Here is a 17,283-nt window from a genome sequence, read left to right as displayed (position 1 = left end):
AAAAGTATAGGATAAATGTAATACAAATTTTATAAATTTGTTAACTTGCAAGTATAAATCGCTGACAATGAGGTTCTTGCATCAAAAAAATAAACAAGGATGGAGGAAGGACATGAATTCCATTATCCAAATGGACTCGGATTTAAATCATACCTACACAGGGTTTGGTTTTTTCGACATCTACAATAAAAACAGTTTTAAGCAACCAGCACGCACAACATGGATTGATGGTTGGAAAATTGAATATATGGCGATTGCAGATCCTAAAACGATCTATAACACGCCGATTGTAATTGTCGGGGGCGCATTTCAAAACTTTAACTCTTATAAATATTGTGTTGAGCAACTTTTTGAGAGTGGTCCTGTTATTTTAATCGATTTACCATCCATGGGTGCAAATCAACAAATTCGTAATGTTGATACTGGTGAATCTGCAGGTGTTTTAGAATTGCCAGACTTATCAAAAATGCTTGGTCAATGGCTTGATATTGTAGGAATCGATAAAGTTTCCATGATGGGAATGTCTTTGGGATCGGTGGTTGCTTCTTCGTTTGCACATCAACGTCCAGAACTTATTGATCGTATGGTGTTGATGGGTGTCATGCAAAAGACACGTAAAAGTTGGCGTATGCTACTTGAAGAGTCGTTGCATCTCATGCGCGAGGATCGCATGGAAGAGTTTGGGCAAGCTGTTATTTTGTATTTGGTTAATCATGCCAAATTGGATAAAACACGCATGTCACCGACGGCAAAACGTTTGTTTTTTAGACAGATGGCGGAGTTTAGTGCAACCGAGCGTGAACGTTACGAGATCAATTGCAATCGTTTATTGCGTCTAAGTGATGTGCCTGTGCCGCAGTGTAAAACATTGGTTGCAGCAGGGCAGTACGATAGTTTTACTTTACCTCATGAAAATGCGGACTTTGCACTTCAATGTCAAGATATGCATTTTGCTTTGATTGCCAATGCAGATCATGTACCACAATTACAACGTCGTAAAGAAACGATGAATTTGTTTACCTCATTCTTGAAGGGTGAATCCATCGACAATCTTGATGGCATTATTACCATGACACGTGAGGAAATGAAACAGATCGAACGTCGTGGTGAAGAACGTATTCCAGTCTTGCAACCAGAAACTAAACTAACACATCGTCATTTAGATACTGAAGTTTTAGTTAAAGTTGTTGATATCACTTTCTTTGGTGTGTATTTAAAACTTGATGACTTAGAACAGCTTGATTTTGTTAGCCAACATCCGCGTGATTTAGCTTTACATTTAGCTGATGAAGAAGGCGAGTTTAAAATTGAATGCTTAACTTTCGAAGCAACAGTGCAAGGATTACGTATTTTGTTTAAACATGGCAATTTCGATGTTGCTGAGCGTTTAATACGGTTTATTGAGCGTCAAAAACAGTCGTAATTTTAGTTTACGATTAGTAAAAAAGAGAAGTAGATCATTTGATCACTTCTCTTTTTTCTTGTGGGTTAGTTATTACTTGCTTGAATGGTCCAAACCAGATCACCTAAATGTTGTTGTTTATTTTCCAGTATTTTTTGCTCGAAGAATTGTTTAGGTTGTAAGACTGTTACTTGTTTAAAACCAGCTTCATAGAAAAACTGCTCAACTTCTGATGGTGTTTGAAAGTGAAAACTAAATGCACTGCGAGACATCCATTTTAGTAAGCGGCTGCTATTCCAAATAATTGTAGCAAGTTTGTTTTGCGTTGGTTCTGGATAAAGATCAGTAAGATAATGAAGTTCGATAAAATCTTTTCCATAAGTCGCAATGGATTGGATCAATTGGTGTAGTAAAGGCTTATCAAAATAGTTAATTAAACCTTCGCTAATAATCACCAATGGGCGTTTCGAATCAAATACGGCAAAGGCGTCTGCAAATGCTTCTGTAAATAAGTCTACTGATAGCACATCTTCGACATTTTCTTCGATTTGTTGTAATGCGGCTTGCTTGGTTGCAGCCATATCAGGTAGATCAAGTTCACGATAAACAATATCTGGATAGTGTTGTCTAAACCACCAGCCACGCGGAGATAAGCCACAAGCAATTTCAAGTACCTGCAAGTCTGGATGTTGGCGGATGAGTTGCTCTAAATGGGCATCTAGCATAGTGTGGCGTTGCTTGAGCGTAGTGCGCATGCTACCGCCCACATATTTTTCCGCCCAACTTTCAATCGGATGGACTAAAGCAGCAAGTGTTTTTCCTTTGGCTGTTGCAAGAGAGGGATGTGAAATCCCCATCTGATACCAAATATAGCCTGTGTAGTGTGCGGTAAATGAAATGTGGCGATGTTTTGAAAGTTGTTGTGTCATCTGTCCTAGACTCTATTTTTTCCTAATTTAGATATAAAATTCATCTCTTTAAAATATAGAGTGTTTTGACTACATCTTGGTTTAGGTTTGTTATTTACTATCGTGGGGCGGCATGGATGCCGCTGTTGGGCTGGGGTTAAAGGATGTACCCTCAGCCTAACAAAGGATTTTTGCTTACTTTTCATCCCTGAAAAGTAAGTCGAGCCGAAGGCCAAATCCTTTAATCAGATGAGCTCTCGGCAAGATTCCATCGTATGAATAGAACAATTAAAAAAATCTAATCAAAGTTAGAACGAATTCTTAAATTCTTCAATGACTTTTCTGACGTTGTGCCAGTTTTCATCGTCTAAAGTTAATGTTGTGCCGATTTGAATATTTGGAATTTTGCCACGCATACGCTCTAATCGCTGTTGATTTGGCAACGCCAATTTTTGGATTCCATCCAGAGCTGTACATGCAGCATCACGGTCATTGCAGACCAAGCCCATATCACAACCTGCACTTAATGCCGCTTGAATCCGTGCATCTGCACCACCAGCAACACATGCTGCTTGCATACTTAGATCATCGGAGAATAAAACTCCGTCAAATTTAAGTTCTTGGCGAAGAATTGTTTGTAGCCAAAATGGAGAGAATCCAGCAGGGTTTGGATCGACTTGATCATAGATCACATGAGCAGGCATCAAGGCATCGAGTTGAGGCATGAGTTTGATAAAGCTTTGCATATCTTTGTCATAAATTTCTTGATATGAACGGCTATCAATGGCAGCGGCGACATGTGAATCTGCTTTTACCGAACCATGTCCAGGGAAATGTTTGCCTGTGGTAGCCATACCTGCTTTTTTCATCCCACGCATAAAAGCGTCGGCAAGAGGAACAATATCTTGCATATTTTTAGCGAAACCACGATCACCAATCACATCACTGACATCATTCAGATCTAAAACAGGTGCAAAGCTGAAATCAATACCAACAGCTAAAACTTCGGTTGCCATTAACCAACCACATTGTTCTGCTAACTCAATCGCTTGTTGTGGGTTTTCGAGGTAGTGTTCACCGAGTCTTCCCATTGCAGGTAATAAGGTAAAACCTTGTCTCAAGCGTTGTACTCGACCGCCTTCTTGGTCTACGGCAATCAGAATATCAGGGCGTACTTGGCGCATTTGATCGGTTAGGGCGCGAACTTGTTGAGGTGATTCAATATTTCGTGCAAATAAAATCATGCCACCGACTTGCGGGGCTTGTAATAGTTCAATATCTTCTTGAGTAAGTTCTGTGCCAGCAATATCTAGCATCAAAGCGCCAATCATATGTATTCCGTTTGAATTTTGATTAAAAAATTGCTTTGTACACGACAAAAAAAGATAACTCATTGAAATAATGGCATAATACTTGTTTTCTGACGACGAATATGATGACACATTTCAATGAGTTACATCTCATCTTAAACAAATATCTAAAGTGGAACAAGTCACATGCAAAATGTTTTACACTGATTATGCTTGCATTAATTGTAAAACAGACATGTAATCTTTCTTCTGCATCTAAAGCCTTACCCATCAAGTGCTTACCACAATCATTTTATCGACGTATACAACGCTTCTTTGCAGATCAGTATTTCGATTATCGTCAAATTTCTCAGTTAATTTTCAATATATTTTCATTCGATAAAGTCCAATTAACTTTGGATAGAACTAATTGGAAATGGGGAAAACGAGATATTAATATCTTGATGTTAGCCATCGTCTATCGTGGAATAGCGATACCTATTGTTTGGACATTGCTCAATAAACGTGGAAATTCAGATACAAAAGAGCGTATTGCTTTGATTCAACGCTTTATCTCCATTTTTGGTAAAGATCGTATTGTGAATGTGTTTGCAGACAGAGAATTTATCGGTGAGAAATGGTTTACATGGTTAATTGAAAATGACATTAACTTCTGTATACGTGTTAAAAAAACTTTATTGTGACCAATCACTTAGCCAAGAATCATAAAATTAGTGATTTATTTCGTCATCTTCAAGTTGGTCAAACTGAATGTCGTAAACGACGTATTTGGGTTGGTCGAGTGAAACTGTATATTAGTGCGCTACGATTAGAAGATGGAGAGCTTTTACTTGTTGTTTCTCCTATGTTTAATGCTTCTGCTATTCGTGATTATGCATTACGCTGGGAAATCGAAACGTTATTTAGTTGTCTCAAAGGACGTGGATTCAATCTTGAAAATACTCGTTTAACAGACCCTAGACGAGTCAAGAAATTGATAGCAGTGCTAGCTATCGGTTTCTGTTGGTGCTATTTAACAGGTGAATGGCAACATGATCGGAAAAAAGCGATAAAAATAAAGAAGCATGGACGACTTTCAGTAAGTTTATTTCGCTACGGTTTGGACTATGTTCAAATGGCTATTCTACGTTTGATTGGTTTTGGAAAAAAAGAAGAATTTAAGAAAGTGCTAGCAATTTTAAGAAAGAAAAAGCCTGATAGGACAAGGATCCTATGAAATTTGTCGTGTACAGAGAAAAAATTGATGAAAAAAACGATAGCAAAATTGTGCAATGATTTGCTACATTTTGTCAGTACAGATTATGATAAAACTACATGATATTGATGATAAATACTTATTGTGAGGTTATTAATAGCACCTGATAAGTATGCAGGCTGATAAAGTGTCGGATGAAATATGTTCTTAATCGCTGTATCAGCGTGTAATAATTGCCATATCCAAGGAAGTACCCAAATTTTATGAAACTTCAAATGATAGCGTGTGCAGTTGCAATTGCGACTGGTGGTTTGTTTTTCTCTCATACAATTAATGAGGCATTTGCGGCAACAGAAGCATCTGCTGTCTCAACGGTGATTAAGCCTACACAAGAACAAGCACTGGTTGCACGTCAGTTAGCAACATTGGTTGATCGCCAACACTACCTTAACATGCGCTTAGATGCATCGACTTCCAACCGCGTTTTGGATATGTATTTAGATAGTCTTGATCCTGATCATTCACTTTTTTTGAGTGGTGAGGTTGAGGAGTATAAAAATAAATATGGTTCAAATTTTGGTAGTTCACTCAAAGCTGGGAATTTAACGGGTCCATTTGAAATTCATGCGCAATATCGTGAACGTTTGAAACAATTTTATGAGTTTATGTTGGCTGAGTTGAAAAAGCCGCAAAACTTGCAGCAAAAAGATGTTTATTTGGATCTGAAACGAGAAAAAGCTCCTTATTTCCAGACCACTGCTGAACAGCAAGCGCATTGGCGTAAAATGCTGGTATCACAGTTAATTAACTTAACTATTAGTAAAGAAGAAGAGTTAGCCAAGCAAAAGGCATTAAAAGAAAATCCATCACTTGCAAATGGACAAGATCTGACAGGACCTGAGGATCTTACACCTGTGCAGACATTGACCAAGCGTTATACGCGTCAGTTAGAGCGCATGGCACGTCTAAAAAGTGATGATGTCTTAGAAAAAACTTTAAATGCGATGTTGGCGACATACGATCCACATAGTAATTATTATCCACCAATTGATGCGATGGAGCTGAATCGCCAAACGACTTTGCGTTTAGAGGGGATCGGTGTTTCGATTCGTCCAGAGCGTGGCAATGAAGATTACACTCGGATTGAAACGATCGTCGAGGGTGGTCCTGCAAGTAAGTCTGGACAAGTTAAATCAGGTGATCGCATTATTGGCGTTGCGCAAGACGGCGAGAAAATGGTGGATGTCATCGGCTGGCCAAGCTCTGAAATCGTTGGCTTGATTCGCGGTAAGCGAGGAACCAAAGTGGTTGTACGTTTACTTGGACCAGGTGCTCCGATGAGTCAAGCGCGTAATGTCACTTTAACCCGTGATATTATTCAAGAGGAAGATGCAGGCGTTCGTTCACGTACCATTGAGATCACACGAGATGGAAAGAAACATACCTTTGGTGTGATCGAAATTCCATCTTTCTATTTTGATTACCGCTCTCGCCGTGCAGGAGCAGAATATCGTTCAGTTTCAGTTGATACAGCCAAGGCTTTGGAAGCGCTCAAAGCGAAAAAAGTAGAAGGAATCTTGGTTGACTTGCGAAATGATCCGGGTGGTTCTTTGGAAGAAGTTGCGCGGATGTTGGGACAAGTCATCAAATCTGGTCCTGTAGTTCAGATCCGAGATGGCAACGGTAATGTTAATGTGTTTGAGGACACTGATGGTGGTGCACAAATTTATGCAGGACCATTGGCTGTTCTTGTGAATTTAGCATCTGCATCGGCAAGTGAAATTTATTCTGCTGCGATTCAGGACTATGAGCGTGGTATCGTAATTGGTAGTACTACGACAGGAAAAGGAACTGCACAGGTTCAGTTGGATTCGTTAGCTTATGGGCAGGCAACGCTGACACAACGTAAATTCTATCGTATTACAGGTGGAAGTACCCAGAATAAGGGGGTGATTCCAGATATCAAACTTGTCGATATTTATAACGAGGAGTTTGGTGAACGTAAAGCGAAGAATGCGTTGAAGTGGGATACGATTCCAACAGCACCATTCAAACGAGAGGGTTCGGTTCAACCTTATGTGGCTAAATTATCCCAATTCTCTGCTGAGCGTGTTGCTTTGGATGCACAGTTTAAATATTTAGAGGCGAGAAAGGCAATTGCACAGAAAACCTCTGATCAGAAACAGGTCGTATTAGATATTAACCAGCGTCGTGCAGAACTAATTGATTTAGAAAAGCAGACTTTAGAGGCTGAAAATCAAAGACGTGTAGCATCTGGTCAAAAGCCTTATGCAAATTGGGAAAGTTATCAAGCTTCCATTGATGCTTTAATTGAAGCGCGTGCCAAGATGAAAGCACATCAACGTCCACCTTTACCAGAGGAAGAAGCGTTCGTAACAGAGGCGGCAAATGTTCTGTTGGATTATGCAAAGTTACAAGCACGATAATTTAATCGTGCAAACAAAAGCCCTATAACATGATAGGGCTTTTTGTTTTGTCTAAGGATTTGTTTTAATCGTTAATCTGCACGAATCCAGATTTGGTTACGACCTAATGCGGATACACCTAGATAGCCGCGTAAATGTAAGCGTTTGCCATTTGCACTTAATTTAGCCCGCATACTGTAAATTTTACCTGTATTCGGATCTAAAATTCGACCATTGGTATAGTTTAGACCTTCACTGTATTTTAGACCTGTGACTACATCTAAACCTAAAATTGGTTTATTGGTATAAGGTGCAGGACAATCTACGCAGGTTTCTTTCGGTGTGTAGCCTGTACGAGGTGTAATCTTTACGATTTTCCCAGCATAGCTGCCATTTGATTCTTGGCGAATTTCAACTAACGCTTTTGGCGCCCCCGTCTTGTCATCAATACTTTGCCAGAGTCCTGTAATATCAACTGCAGAGGCAAAACTGCTGATTGTTGATAAAAGTAAAGCACTTATTAATTTTTTCCCCATGATCAAAAATCCATTTAATGTTCAAGTGCTCTATTATGGGTGATTTGTAATAACTAGTTCAATATTAATATGTGATTTGAGACAAAAATTATGATAGAGATAAAATAAATGTTGGCAACCAAATTGCTGTAAATACACCATTTACCGCCATACCAAATGCAGCATAACGCCCTGCAACAGGACCACGTTGCCATGCTTGAGCTGTACCAATCGCATGAGCTGCAAGGCCTAATGCTAAACCAGAAGCACGTTCATCATGAATATGTTTTAAGATCCAAGGTGAAAAAGCAGCGCCAATAACGCCCGATAAAATTACAATCAGGGTAACCATCATCAAGGGTGCGTGGAGTAAAGTTGCAATGTTTAGTGCGATAGGCGTGGTGACTGCTCGTGTAGCAAAGGCCATGATTGTGGGTTCAGACATATGTAGCAAATAAGCAAGACTCATAGGTAAAGCGACAGCACTGATACTTGCAAAACCTAAAATTCCAATCATAGATTTAATTGGTAAATCATCATAACGCATTGCAGCAAGTGGTATCGCTAAAGCGACGGTGACATAACCTAGTAAATGATTAAATATACCATTCACGTTATCCATGTAGTGTTCGTAAGGAACTCTTAGGACGGCTAATAAACCAATCACAATAAACATGGCAAATACAATTAATGGAATTTGAGGCATTTTTTTATTGAGAGGCTTAGCAATCAAATAACTAACCAAGGTGATCACGAATCCGTAAATAACCATAAACATATACGAACTCCTATAACCAACGTTTCGCCATTTTGGCGTAAATCCACAATGGCAATAAAGTACTTAGGGTGAGAATAAATAAAAACACAGGAATTTCTTTACCCAAATGAACTAGCATGATTAAGGACCCTGCACAAATCGGTAAAAATGCAAAAGAACTTTCTTTCATGATTCTATTGTTGGTATCGATCAGACGATTGGAAATTTTTCTAAACTTTCTCCAGATTAATAACACGCTAAGTAGGCTAATTAGCCCAACCAAGTTACCGAGTTCTGGATGTTGAAAGAAAGTGGTGATGGCGACAGCTCCTTCACGAAATACAACAATTAATAGAATCGTGTAAAACCAAGCTGTCCAATCGATTTCTTTCATGTTCTCTTTTACCCATGTTTATAACAATGATGAATCGTGTTATTACGCTTGCACGAGAAGCGAGCCCCAGCGACTTATTCCTGTTTAGATTCGAACTCTTCTAAAACACGATGAAATAAGAACGACTTTGCTCCGACAATTTCATCGAGTGGTAAGTGTGCTTGTTTAATCAGTTGTTCTAACTTGTGAGGGGCGATGCATACGGATAAATGCAAGTCACCTTCATCATCATAATGTTCTGATTGAATAACATTCAAAGTGTAAAGTTGCGTACGTAGTTTACCGTAAGCAGGCTTGAGGACTAAATCAAATTGTTGTAACTGTCCCATCAGACATTGTTGTACCGCTTGACTGAGTAAATCCAAGCCTTGACCTGAATGTGCAGATAGATAAACGCGATCGGGTAGTTCGGGTGCTTTATAGGTGATTTTAGCAGTATCACCGCTCAGGTCGATTTTATTATAGACATGCAAAATAGGTGCATCTGCCCCGATTTCTTTTAGAACTGACTCTACCGCTTCGATTTGTTCAGGCATATTGGGGCTACTACTATCGACAACGTGTAAAAGGAGTGTTGCTTCAAGTGTTTCCTCTAAAGTTGCTTTAAATGATTCAACTAAATCATGTTGTAGATTACGTACAAACCCAACCGTATCAGCGAGTACAACTGTACCAATACCATCCCACTCAAGTCGGCGTAAGGTCGGGTCTAGTGTTGCAAAGAGTTGATCAGCAGCATAGACATCACTTTTTGCTAAAATATTAAATAATGTTGATTTTCCAGCATTGGTATAACCCACTAAGGAAATGGTGGGAATCGCTGCCTTTTGGCGAGCGGCACGACCTTGTAAACGGGTTTGTTGTACTTTAATAAGTTTATCTTTAAGTTGGGTAATTCGGACTCGAATGAGTCGACGATCTGTTTCGAGTTGCGATTCACCAGGACCGCGTAGACCAATGCCACCTTTTTGTTGTTCTAGATTGCCCGTAAAGCCTCGAATCAAGCGAGTCGATAAATGCTTGAGTTGAGCCAATTCAACTTGTAATTTACCTTCATGTGTACGGGCACGTAAGGCGAAGATATCTAAAATTAAGCCTGTACGATCGATGACACGACATTTCAGAACTTTTTCTAAGTTACGTTCCTGAGCGGGAGATAATGAGTGATCGAAGATCACCAATTCAGCATCAAGTGCTCTAACTAATTCTGCAATTTCTTCAACTTTACCTGAGCCAATAAAAAATTTTGGATCAGGTTTCTGACGTTGAACTGAAACATGTTCAAGAATTTCAGCACCTGCGGATTGAGCGAGCAATCGGAACTCTTCAGCATCAAGATCATCAAGAAGTTGAACGGAAACATTGACCAAAATTGCTCGTTCACCATGCTGACGCTGCTCAAAATTTTCCACGCTGTTTATAAATCCTTGGTCTCAAAGTCTTATTCTAGAACAAACTGAAAGTAAAGGGCAAAGACTGAGTAGATTTATATAATATTACTGCGTAAAAGTTCTATAAATCCTACCAATGTTCCAAAATATAAGATTGACCAGCCAATAAACATTCTTAAAGCATAACCGTAAGGTACAGTGGTTTGTGACGTAGATGCTGTTGCTTGAGATTTCATCTGCTCACCTTTTAATTTGAAAATTCGATTTTTAAATTATAATCAATCTATAAAACCATTTAAAATTGAAAAATATTATGCTTACATTCGGTTTTTGTTATGACACAAACTTTTATAAGAGGATATGAGCGTGATATAACTTGATTAATTCAATGTATACATGTTCAGTGTTTTACTGATCCGATGGTTTTAATGATTTATGACTCAAGAAGTATCAACAGCAAAAAGCAGCGCGCCATTAAATTTACTTTCCAAATTTAGTTTATATAGTCGAAAACTAGCAGCAGGCTTAGAAACCATTGGTGAAGGATTTTATCTGATTTATCGACATGCTCTTTACAAAGATCCGAATAATCCTGTGAATACTCGATATGTTCAATATTTTTGCCGACGATTATGTGAGGTCTTTAATCTAGATGTACAAGTGCATGGCAGCATACCTAGAGAACCTTCACTGTGGGTTAGTAATCATATTTCATGGTTAGATGTTGCGGTACTCGGTTCAGGAGCACGTATTTTCTTTTTGGCGAAAGCTGAAGTAGAAAAGTGGCCTATTTTAGGTAATTTAGCTAAAGGTGGTGGAACTTTATTTATTAAGCGAGGCTCGGGGGACTCACTGCGTATTCGAGAGCAAATTACAGATTTTTTAAAACAAGATATTCCTGTCTTATTTTTTCCAGAAGCCACAACTACAGATGGTCGTCAGGTTAAAAAAGTGCATGGTCGCTTATTAGGTGCGGCGATAGAAGCTCAACGACCCGTGCAGATTTGTGTCATTTGCTATGTTAATCAGCAAGGTGAGCTAGATATGGTTGCGCCATTCATTGGTGCAATGACTTTTGTTGAACATGTACAACGTGTGTTGGAAATGCCAAGAGTCACAGCGCATTTATTGACTTTACCTGCAATTTCGGTTGAAGGGCATACGGTGGATAGTTTAACCAAAGAAGTGGATTTAAAGATGCGTGAAGGTCTGAAGAAGTTACACCGTAAAGTTTTAAAAGTATTGCCTGAAGAGGATCTTACATAAATCCTTCAATTGGAAGCCATGAAATGACTTTCATACCAGCTCTTTGCCACCATTTCATTTTTGGTTCTTTTCTGTAGATAATCGGGCCTTGGGGTGTTTGGCGTTGCCATGTAATTTTATTATTTGCATCCAAAACTAATTTGTATGCAAATTTGGTAAGGTTCTGATCCATGGTGGTGTGTACGGCTTGAGCAAGTGGTGGACTATTCAGAAGAACGCCGATTTCGGTATTTAAATATGCCGAGCGAGGATCGAAATTAAAAGAACCAATAAAAACTTGCTTTTCATCGAGTGCCATTAGTTTTGCATGCAAACTAGAGCGGCTTAAACCTTTAAGACTTACTTTTGCTTTTTTTGCCAGTTCTTCCGTCCGCTTATCTAAATCACTTTTGTCTATTGCGGGTAAAAACTCGTAGAGTTGAACCCCTTTTTCGAGTAACTCTTGACGATATTTTCCATAGAATGCATGAACAACGGCAACATCGTTGGCTTTAAATGAGTTGGTGAGAACTCTGACTTCAATTCCATCTTGCGCCAAGTCTGTTAAAACCTTCGTTCCTTTCTTTTCTGGTACAAAATAAGCGGAGATGAGATCGATATTCTTTTCAGGTTGTTCGAGGTGATTGATCAATTGAAAATTTAAGTGTTCTTCTTTCTTGGCTTTTGCTCTTATTTTATCTGGAGAATCTTTGACAACTTCTGCTTTGACCCAGTCGAGTGAAATGCGTTGATTCATTAAACCATTGATGGTCTGTGAGTGATTGGTGATATCTAAGTAGTTTTGCACCGTGGCAAGTTGATAATGTTCATCTAATTGCTGTTTTAAGCTTTCATAGCTAAGGCGATGTGATCGTTGTTTAACGATATCTCTGACATCATAAGCGTATTCATGGTTCCAATAGTCATCAAAGGATGCTGAAATATCATTTACCGCTGTGCCAAATAGCATGACATCGACATCAGAAAATTGGAAATTTTCGCTGATATTATAATATTGATTCGTCATATTACGTCCACCAATCAATGCAACTTGGTGATCAGCAATAAAACTTTTGTTATGCATTCGTCGATTGATGCGCTTTAAGTCGAGCACCATATCTATGGCACGATATTTACGAAACCGATAAGGATTAAATAACTTAACCTCAATATTGGGATGTTGAGCCAAAGCTAAAAAAATTCCTTCTGTTTTTTTTGCATTGTTATCATCGATTAATAGTCGAACTTTGACTCCACGATCAGCTGCACGTATCAGTGCATGTAAAGCAAGAGCTCCAACTTTGTCGTTATCCCAAATATAATATTGTAGATCTAAGCTTTTTTCTGCTTTATCGATCAGACTTAAACGTGCAGATAAGGCTTCTAGTGGTTCAAATAATACATGGTAGCCTGTCAGTGCAGGGTGCTGGGCTTGTAGAGGTTGGATGACCTGAGCCAGTGATGTTTCTGAGTGTTCAGTTTGAATGCTTATAGAGGGTGTTGATGGTGTTTTATGTTGGGGTAAAGTACTACATCCACTTATGGTTAAGGCAATTGCACAAGAAAACGCAAGCATGTTTTTATTGTAAGTACTTGTACTTATCTTTGTATGTTTGCCATTTAAATGAGAAAATTGCGTCATAATCGTTACTGATTAAAGGTTGGGTTGAGTATACCATTTCATCGAAAAAGATAAATATAAGATGCAACCTCTGTCCCTGAGTAAATTGAAAGAGGGCTTTAATGTCGAATTCAGATCCTATTATTTTTGGCTTTTATCTTATTTTTGCGATTTTAGCACTTTGGGCCTTTATCGAAGCATGGGTTCACCAGTCACGTACAGAGACCATCCATCCATTTAAAGCTTTTGTGCATTTGCTTGCTTTTTATCTCTCTTATTTACTCGTACCTCTGTGGTTTTTTAGCTTATATGCGGGGTGGTCTGGGTACTATAATATCCATCAAACCGCTTTTGTTTTTCTCTTGAGTAGCGTCTTGGTCTACGCACGCTTTATTGAGCCACATCAAATTCATGTCAAACAGCATCAGTTTCGTTTAAATCCTACACAGGAATTTAAGCGTCCTATTAAAGTTGCGTTGGTTGCAGATCTGCACATTGGTTTATTCTCGGGGCATGAGCGACAACTTAAAAGTATTGTTAAAAAGTTGAATCAGCAACAACCTGATTTAGTTGTGGTAGCTGGAGACTGGACTTATGAGCCAGAAAATCGACTTGTTTATGAGCTTGAAGTTTTAAAGAAAATTCAAGCCCCTGTTTATTCTGTACCAGGGAACCACGATGAACAATATCCAGGACCACCAATCCAAGCGTTATTAAGTGAGGCGTTGGCACAAAATAATGTGATAGATATTGAGGGTAAGATCGTTGATTTTGATGAATTTCGTCTCATCGGTATTGGTGATCTGTGGGCTGGTAAAGCGAATATGCGCTTTTTGCCTGATTTACCCCAAGATAAACCTTGGTTAATTTTATCTCATAACCCAGATACTGTAGATATGGTGCCCGAATTACCCATGCGTCCATTGATGTTATCGGGGCATACGCATGGTGGACAAATTGAGTTACCGTGGGTGACAAATTATATTATGAAAAAAGTCTCAATTTTGGGACATAAAAAAGGTTTTTATTCACATGAGCATGCAGATGTCTTTGTAACTGTTGGAACGGGGATGGTTGGTGTGCCTTTTCGATTTAGAGTGCCACCCACTATCGATATTATCGAACTCATCTAAAAATAAAAAGCCAACTGACTATGAGTTGGCTTTTTGGGGAAAGAGTGATCTAGAAATTAAGGAATAATGATCACAGCTACTCGACGATTGCTCGCACGGTTTTCCTCTGAGGTATTTGGCAAATAGGGTTGACTAGAACCACGACCAATCACTGTTAAATTATTTTGCTTAAAGCCTTCATTAACAAAAATCATAGAAACGCTTTGAGCACGTTCCTCTGAAAGTTTTTGATTGTATTCTGGATTGCCGACATCATCGGTATGTCCGACAATTTTTAGTTTTTGTAAATCGTATTTATTGAGTTGCTTCGCTAAACGAGCAATCTCATTTGCATGTTCTGGCTTGATGTCTGACTTATTAAAGTCAAAGAGTAAGCGTTCAGGTAAGCCCAAACTCCAGCCTTCATCTGTTAAAACGAAACCTTCTTGTTTCAACATTTTGACTTGGCGATACTTTAGTGGGCCAAAACTCAAACATCCAGCCAATGTTAGGCAGAGTAACGCAATAAATGAAATTTTAAGTGTGTGTGTGCGCATAACATATCCTAATTTTCTGGTTTATAAAGAAACCAATGAGGGTTTAAGTTTTTAGCTTTATACATGGCTTGATCAGCTTGCATGACCAAATCTTCTGGGTTTTCAGCGAACTGGGAGAAAGCAATTCCCAAACTAAAACTGAAATGAATGGATTGACCATTAAAGTCTAAAGGTTCTTTGCAACTTGCAAGTATGGTGTCTGCAATTGTCTCTAAATGTTCTGCTTGGTGAATAGCATGAAGAATGATAGCAAACTCATCTCCACCTAAGCGTGCAATGAAGTCTTCATGGCGAACAGAGAGTTTTAAGCGAGATGCCATTTCAGTTAAAACAGCATCGCCAGCCAAATGACCATATTGATCGTTGATTGCTTTGAATTTGTTATTATCTAAAAATAACAATGCTGAGTTGTGACGATACTGAGGATTATCAAAAATATTATTCAACTCATCATAAAAATAATGACGATTAGGTAAACCTGTTAATTGATCATGGTGTGCTTGGAATGATAGTTGATGGTTCTCTTTTTGAAGATGTGTATGCCAAATTTGAATTTCCTCAAGTAGCTCATTAAAAACAGTGTTTAAATTTTGGAATTCACGGATATGATTGTTTGGGAAGCGTAAATTATATGCTTTTTGGTCACTCACCAGTTGTGCAATGTGAGTGAGTGGCTTGATCGCTTGCATGATCTGACGGTAGGTTAGATTGACTGACCACAATAAGGCGATCACGATAAAAAACATTGAAATGGCTAATCCAATGATAATGGTTTTAAGAAAATGCAAAATATTTTCAGAGCTGCCATAAAGTACGAGTTCACCGACCTGCTTTTTATTATGAATTACTGTGAGTTGAACAGGATCGTGTAAGAACCAATTGTCGAGCAAATCTTGCAAAAAAGAGGTGTATTCAATGGTTTTACTACTTTCTGCAAGCAACTGCTTTTGAGCGTCATAAACATGGATGCTGCGGATGGCATGACTTGTGGTGTAATCGGAAAGAATTTGATCTATGGTTCCTTTATCTTTAAACACCACAGCAGGTTGAATTCGTTCAAGGACTGTTTGACTCAATAATTGAAGATTCTGCTTTGCATAAGTTTCCATGGTAAACATTGAAATCGTGGCAAAGGTAAAAGAACAAATAAAAAAAGTAATCGCAAAAATAGTAAATTGAGACTTACGGAATAAAGCATGTAATGAAGTTGATTGATATAAACTTGAAATCACGTTGATCACTCCGTGTTTTTTGCCAAGAGTAGAACACGTGGATCAATGTGAACTTTGGAGGCACTTAAAGCATCCAGATTCACTTTAAATGAAGAAAAAGTCTGACGACTATACAAGCAGAAAATACTTCCAATCTCGCATGCGGGATTATTCGTACTTAATGAAAGTAACGAGCGAGAAGGGTGTGCTTGAATAAGATTTTGTTGTTGTTGTGGTGTAGTCGTAGAAAAATAAACAACATTACAATCGGTTTTTGTGAAATCTTTCGTCGCTATTGCTTGCACTTGATAGTCATACGCAAGTTGACGAATATTGACTTGAAATTGAGATGCAGCCTCATTGTTATCTAAAACACAAATGGTTGGGCGTGTTGTATTCGGCCATTTGCTATAACTTAATATAGATAGCGTTAACTCATAAAAACTATGGCTCGAAATGGCATGACTAAACGGACTAATAGAAATCAAACCTATTAGCCATAAATATTGAGCTTTCCTAAAAATACACCGTCTTTTCAATCAAAAATGCCAAAAAATGTGAAGCAAGAAACATATTCTACTTTACTTAATTGTTTAAAAATAGCTCTTAAAGGCAAAGAAAAAGTATTAAAAGTAACTGATGCGTTCAAAAAACGTTCACTTGATAATAAAAAATAGATGAGGGTGTTGCATTGGGTGGGAAATGCTGTAGAATGCACATCCATCGGCGGTGATGCAGATAAAAACTTGTTGATAAACAAGGATTTGGCTTTAGTGGTTAGATTTTTGGGTTGTTTGATAAGTTTTAAAAATATCTAAATTACCTGTTGACTTTTAAGAGATTGAGAGTAATATAGCCGACCTAGCTTGATGATGACGAATCATCGAGAAGATCATTAAGAGAATAGAAGAACAACTTGTGTGGATTTTTACTGGTTAATCAATCGAAAATATTTCATTGATTGAATGGTAGAAATTACTCGAAGTTTATTTGAGAAATTAATGTCAGAAAATTGATGAGCCAAGATTTGTAGCCATAAGCTACTAATGATTTTAAACTGAAGAGTTTGATCATGGCTCAGATTGAACGCTGGCGGCAGGCTTAACACATGCAAGTCGAGCGGGGAAGGTTGCTTCGGTAACTGACCTAGCGGCGGACGGGTGAGTAATGCTTAGGAATCTGCCTATTAGTGGGGGACAACATTCCGAAAGGAATGCTAATACCGCATACGTCCTACGG

The 17,283-nt window shown here is 38.5% G+C and carries 16 protein-coding genes and 1 rRNA gene; 6 read left to right on the top strand and 11 right to left on the bottom strand.

Translation table 11 applies throughout. The features are described 5' to 3' along the window. The first annotated feature begins 112 nt into the window (after nucleotides 1–112). Entirely contained in the window at nucleotides 113–1,423 is a 1,311-nt protein-coding gene (locus tag F927_RS14190; RefSeq protein WP_005086745.1) for an alpha/beta fold hydrolase, read from the top strand. Nucleotides 1,424–1,488: 65 nt separating this feature from the next. Here the strand turns inward: F927_RS14190 and F927_RS14185 are convergent, their stop codons facing one another. Together F927_RS14185 and nagZ are read right to left on the bottom strand one after the other, a co-directional pair. After that, the gene (locus tag F927_RS14185) at nucleotides 1,489–2,331 is read right to left on the bottom strand and encodes a class I SAM-dependent methyltransferase (RefSeq protein WP_005086744.1); all 843 of its coding nucleotides are present in this window, start codon (nucleotides 2,329–2,331) and stop codon (nucleotides 1,489–1,491) included. A gap of 287 nt (nucleotides 2,332–2,618) precedes the next feature. Further along, nucleotides 2,619–3,641: a beta-N-acetylhexosaminidase gene (gene nagZ, locus F927_RS14180; RefSeq protein WP_005086742.1), complete on the bottom strand. Its 1,023-nt coding sequence runs from the start codon at nucleotides 3,639–3,641 to the stop codon at nucleotides 2,619–2,621. Nucleotides 3,642–3,745: 104 nt separating this feature from the next. On the opposite strand from nagZ, the gene F927_RS17125 reads away from it, so the two are divergent. Both F927_RS17125 and F927_RS14165 read left to right on the top strand, forming a co-directional pair. Continuing rightward, a protein-coding gene (locus tag F927_RS17125; protein WP_107010211.1) for an IS4-like element ISAba33 family transposase occupies nucleotides 3,746–4,836 on the top strand; the annotation gives its coding sequence in 2 pieces (ribosomal slippage) (nucleotides 3,746–4,286 and nucleotides 4,286–4,836; 1,092 coding nt in all). A gap of 242 nt (nucleotides 4,837–5,078) precedes the next feature. Further along, nucleotides 5,079–7,262, top strand: coding sequence for a carboxy terminal-processing peptidase (locus F927_RS14165; RefSeq protein WP_004640902.1), 2,184 nt, complete (start codon nucleotides 5,079–5,081; stop codon nucleotides 7,260–7,262). 71 nt (nucleotides 7,263–7,333) lie between these two features. Here the strand turns inward: F927_RS14165 and F927_RS14160 are convergent, their stop codons facing one another. From F927_RS14160 to F927_RS17255, 5 genes are all read right to left on the bottom strand, one after another. Beyond that, entirely contained in the window at nucleotides 7,334–7,777 is a 444-nt protein-coding gene (locus F927_RS14160; protein ID WP_004640900.1) for a DUF2147 domain-containing protein, read from the bottom strand. Between the two features lie 88 nt (nucleotides 7,778–7,865). After that, complete coding sequence (locus F927_RS14155) at nucleotides 7,866–8,534, bottom strand: LrgB family protein (RefSeq protein ID WP_004640897.1); 669 nt, start codon at nucleotides 8,532–8,534, stop codon at nucleotides 7,866–7,868. A 10-nt stretch (nucleotides 8,535–8,544) separates the two neighbouring features. Further along, the gene (locus F927_RS14150; protein ID WP_004640895.1) at nucleotides 8,545–8,907 is read right to left on the bottom strand and encodes a hypothetical protein; all 363 of its coding nucleotides are present in this window, start codon (nucleotides 8,905–8,907) and stop codon (nucleotides 8,545–8,547) included. A gap of 74 nt (nucleotides 8,908–8,981) precedes the next feature. Beyond that, nucleotides 8,982–10,319: a ribosome rescue GTPase HflX gene (gene hflX, locus F927_RS14145; protein WP_005086735.1), complete on the bottom strand. Its 1,338-nt coding sequence runs from the start codon at nucleotides 10,317–10,319 to the stop codon at nucleotides 8,982–8,984. A gap of 74 nt (nucleotides 10,320–10,393) precedes the next feature. Continuing rightward, complete coding sequence (locus F927_RS17255; RefSeq protein ID WP_004640892.1) at nucleotides 10,394–10,534, bottom strand: hypothetical protein; 141 nt, start codon at nucleotides 10,532–10,534, stop codon at nucleotides 10,394–10,396. Nucleotides 10,535–10,733: 199 nt separating this feature from the next. On the opposite strand from F927_RS17255, the gene F927_RS14140 reads away from it, so the two are divergent. Beyond that, nucleotides 10,734–11,564, top strand: a complete 831-nt coding sequence (locus F927_RS14140) for a lysophospholipid acyltransferase family protein (protein WP_005086732.1) — start codon at nucleotides 10,734–10,736, stop codon at nucleotides 11,562–11,564. Here the strand turns inward: F927_RS14140 and F927_RS14135 are convergent. Next, entirely contained in the window at nucleotides 11,557–13,119 is a 1,563-nt protein-coding gene (locus F927_RS14135) for a phospholipase D family protein (RefSeq protein WP_005086730.1), read from the bottom strand. The genes F927_RS14140 and F927_RS14135 overlap by 8 nt on opposite strands. A gap of 167 nt (nucleotides 13,120–13,286) precedes the next feature. On the opposite strand from F927_RS14135, the gene F927_RS14130 reads away from it, so the two are divergent. Continuing rightward, on the top strand, nucleotides 13,287–14,297 hold the full coding sequence (locus F927_RS14130; protein WP_005086728.1) for a metallophosphoesterase: 1,011 nt from the start codon (nucleotides 13,287–13,289) through the stop codon (nucleotides 14,295–14,297). Between the two features lie 56 nt (nucleotides 14,298–14,353). Here F927_RS14130 and F927_RS14125 read toward each other — a convergent pair whose 3' ends face one another. Genes F927_RS14125 through F927_RS14115 form a run of 3 tightly spaced genes read right to left on the bottom strand, consistent with a single transcriptional unit; the run spans nucleotide 14,354 to nucleotide 16,532 of the window. Continuing rightward, nucleotides 14,354–14,833, bottom strand: coding sequence for an outer membrane lipoprotein YfiB (locus F927_RS14125; RefSeq protein ID WP_005086726.1), 480 nt, complete (start codon nucleotides 14,831–14,833; stop codon nucleotides 14,354–14,356). A gap of 8 nt (nucleotides 14,834–14,841) precedes the next feature. Beyond that, the gene (locus F927_RS14120) at nucleotides 14,842–16,065 is read right to left on the bottom strand and encodes a diguanylate cyclase DgcN/YfiN (protein ID WP_005086724.1); all 1,224 of its coding nucleotides are present in this window, start codon (nucleotides 16,063–16,065) and stop codon (nucleotides 14,842–14,844) included. A gap of 5 nt (nucleotides 16,066–16,070) precedes the next feature. Further along, nucleotides 16,071–16,532, bottom strand: coding sequence for a regulatory sequestration protein YfiR (locus tag F927_RS14115; RefSeq protein ID WP_004640879.1), 462 nt, complete (start codon nucleotides 16,530–16,532; stop codon nucleotides 16,071–16,073). 566 nt (nucleotides 16,533–17,098) lie between these two features. On the opposite strand from F927_RS14115, the gene F927_RS14110 reads away from it, so the two are divergent. Continuing rightward, a 16S ribosomal RNA gene (locus tag F927_RS14110) occupies nucleotides 17,099–17,283 on the top strand; the annotation flags it as partial.

Source organism: Acinetobacter haemolyticus CIP 64.3 = MTCC 9819, assembly GCF_000369065.1.
GTDB lineage: Bacteria > Pseudomonadota > Gammaproteobacteria > Pseudomonadales > Moraxellaceae > Acinetobacter > Acinetobacter haemolyticus.
Note: the sequence above shows the minus strand (reverse complement) of the source record. Positions and strands in the feature narration are given on the sequence as shown.

Excerpts from the sequence above, each read along its gene's own strand:
- F927_RS14190 (WP_005086745.1), top strand. The coding sequence starts at position 113 with ATGAATTCCATTATCCAAATGGACTCGGATTTAAATCATACCTACACA.
- F927_RS14185 (WP_005086744.1), bottom strand. The coding sequence starts at position 2,331 with ATGACACAACAACTTTCAAAACATCGCCACATTTCATTTACCGCACAC.
- nagZ (WP_005086742.1), bottom strand. The coding sequence starts at position 3,641 with ATGATTGGCGCTTTGATGCTAGATATTGCTGGCACAGAACTTACTCAA.
- F927_RS14165 (WP_004640902.1), top strand. The coding sequence starts at position 5,079 with ATGAAACTTCAAATGATAGCGTGTGCAGTTGCAATTGCGACTGGTGGT.
- F927_RS14160 (WP_004640900.1), bottom strand. The coding sequence starts at position 7,777 with ATGGGGAAAAAATTAATAAGTGCTTTACTTTTATCAACAATCAGCAGT.
- F927_RS14155 (WP_004640897.1), bottom strand. The coding sequence starts at position 8,534 with ATGTTTATGGTTATTTACGGATTCGTGATCACCTTGGTTAGTTATTTG.
- F927_RS14150 (WP_004640895.1), bottom strand. The coding sequence starts at position 8,907 with ATGAAAGAAATCGATTGGACAGCTTGGTTTTACACGATTCTATTAATT.
- F927_RS17255 (WP_004640892.1), bottom strand. The coding sequence starts at position 10,534 with ATGAAATCTCAAGCAACAGCATCTACGTCACAAACCACTGTACCTTAC.
- F927_RS14140 (WP_005086732.1), top strand. The coding sequence starts at position 10,734 with ATGACTCAAGAAGTATCAACAGCAAAAAGCAGCGCGCCATTAAATTTA.
- F927_RS14135 (WP_005086730.1), bottom strand. The coding sequence starts at position 13,119 with ATGCTTGCGTTTTCTTGTGCAATTGCCTTAACCATAAGTGGATGTAGT.
- F927_RS14130 (WP_005086728.1), top strand. The coding sequence starts at position 13,287 with ATGTCGAATTCAGATCCTATTATTTTTGGCTTTTATCTTATTTTTGCG.
- F927_RS14125 (WP_005086726.1), bottom strand. The coding sequence starts at position 14,833 with ATGCGCACACACACACTTAAAATTTCATTTATTGCGTTACTCTGCCTA.